1 protein-coding gene is annotated in these 1,276 nt (G+C 64.9%); it reads left to right on the top strand.

The window, feature by feature from the left end; translation table 11 throughout:
* Positions 1 to 21 precede the first annotated feature (21 nt).
* Positions 22 to 1,276 (top strand): AMP-binding protein (locus tag ACFU7D_RS29665; RefSeq protein ID WP_378874124.1); only part of this gene is annotated, 1,255 nt, incomplete at its 3' end.

Raw genomic sequence — 1,276 nt, 5'->3', positions numbered from 1 at the left:
GCGGACAGCAGTCCCGACACCGTGCGCGCACTGAAGGTGCTGGTCGGCGGCGAAGCCCTGCCACCCCAGTTGGCACTGCGACTCAGTACGGACGCCCCGAGCGTCACCAATCTCTACGGCCCCACGGAGACCACCATCTGGTCCACCGCGACGAGGATCGCCCCTGGGTCGGGGGTGGTGTCGTTGGGGGGTCCGATTGCGAATACGTCGGTGTTTGTGCTGGATGGGGGTTTGCGGCCGGTTCCGGTGGGGGTGGCTGGTGAGTTGTATGTGGCGGGTGTGGGTGTTGCGCGGGGTTATTTGAGGCGTGCGGGGTTGTCGGCGGAGCGGTTCGTGGCGTGTCCGTTCGGGGCTGCGGGGTCGCGGATGTATCGCACGGGGGATGTGGTGCGGTGGGGTGCCTCGGGTGGGCTGGAGTTCTTGGGCCGGGTTGATCATCAGGTGAAGGTGCGGGGTTTCCGTATCGAGCTGGGTGAGATCGAGTCGGTGCTGGTGGGGCATGACGCGGTGGCGCGGGCTGTGGTGGTGGTGCGGGAGGACCAGCCCGGCGACAAACGCGTCGTCGCGTACATCTCACCGGCCGACGACGCCCACATACCGGGCATCGAATCTGACGCTCAGCGGGTGCAGGACTGGAAAACCCTGCACGAACAGCACTATCAGAGCGGAAGCAAGGCGCAGTTCGGGGAGAACTTCGCTGGCTGGGTCAGCAGTTACGATGGCACCGAGATCCCGGTCGAGGAAATGCGGGAATGGCGTGACGCCACAGCGCGGCGCATTCTCCAGCTCAACCCACGACGTGTCCTTGAGATCGGCGTCGGCAGCGGCCTGATTCTCTCCAAGGTGGCTCCACACTGCCAGAGCTACTGGGGCTCGGATCTCTCCACCGAAGTCATCGCCGACCTCACCACACAAATGTCCGGACAACCCGACCTGATCGACCGGGTAAAGCTCTTCAGCCAACCCGCCGACGACTTCTCCGGAATCCCCGACGGCTACTTCGACGTCATCGTCCTGAACTCGGTGATCCAGTACTTCCCCAGCGGGGAGTACCTGGAGACCGTACTTCGCGGAGCCCTGGACCGCCTCGCACCCGGTGGTTCCCTGTTCATCGGTGACGTACGCAATCTGCGGCTGCTCGAATCCTTCCACGCCGCCGTGGCCCTGCGGAGCACGGAGCTGTCCGTCGGAAGCCGAGAACATGCTGCGGCCGTCAAGCGCTCGATGGACATGGAACGTGAGCTGCTCGTCGACCCCGACTTCTTCCCGGACCTCG

Origin of the sequence: Nocardioides sp. NPDC057577 (assembly GCF_042801335.1) — a bacterium.
In the GTDB taxonomy this organism is placed as follows: domain Bacteria; phylum Actinomycetota; class Actinomycetes; order Propionibacteriales; family Nocardioidaceae; genus Nocardioides.
This window is presented reverse-complemented; position numbering and strand designations above follow the sequence as displayed.